The organism is Wolbachia endosymbiont of Tuta absoluta, from assembly GCF_059414725.1.
Window position 1 is genome coordinate 1 of record NZ_JBNRJY010000015.1, and the last position, 724, is coordinate 724.

The following is a 724-nucleotide window of genomic DNA, read 5'->3' on the forward strand; positions in this document are numbered from 1 at the left end:
GATGGAACAAAGGTAAAAATGGATGGGAAAAGTGAGAATTAATTGAGGTACAGTTAAATACCATCCCTTTTTATTTAGGTATTATTTTAATAATGTGTACACGTTTTTTTGCGTTTTACCTGCATCTTACAATAAATAAATAAAATGAACAACGTTCAAGCTAATTAATAAAAAAAACTAAACCCGACTACTGCTCGTGAAAGTAATTTCAAATTTATACGTATTTTTGGTTAAAAATCCACCATTTTAAATTTACATTCAAATTTACTAATGTCAACTCATATGTCAACATCCGTCTAGACGTTTGGCACAAAATAGAGAATGTACAGAAGGATCACTCGTCCCTTTTTTCGATTATTGCCGCTTTCGGCAAGGGCTGCCACAGTTTTCTTACCGATTCTATTCAATGGAGTAGGTACCTAAACATACAGGGAGTAACAGAAATTCTATCCTAAAGGTGCTCATGAAACTATTTTTATTTTTTTATCCCGCCTGAGCCGGTTTTCTATTAGGACAATACAAAATTGTTATAAAATGAAGAAAATTGCGTTATGCAAATTTCTTTTTTTTACAATTACCGATCGATCCGGGGAAAATTCGTCACGATATTTTGTTACATTGCCCTGATGCACTGGAGATAGGAGATAGAAAAAAAGCTATAGAGAAAGGTATAAATATAGCACATGATGAAAATATGATTCTGCTAGTTGCAGGAAAAGGACAT

1 pseudogene is annotated in these 724 nt (G+C 32.9%); it reads left to right on the top strand.

What is annotated here, in order from left to right:
• Window positions 1-583: 583 nt before the first annotated feature.
• Window positions 584-724 (top strand): annotated as a pseudogene (locus ACJ5GX_RS00105) (UDP-N-acetylmuramoylalanyl-D-glutamate--2,6-diaminopimelate ligase); the annotation flags it as partial.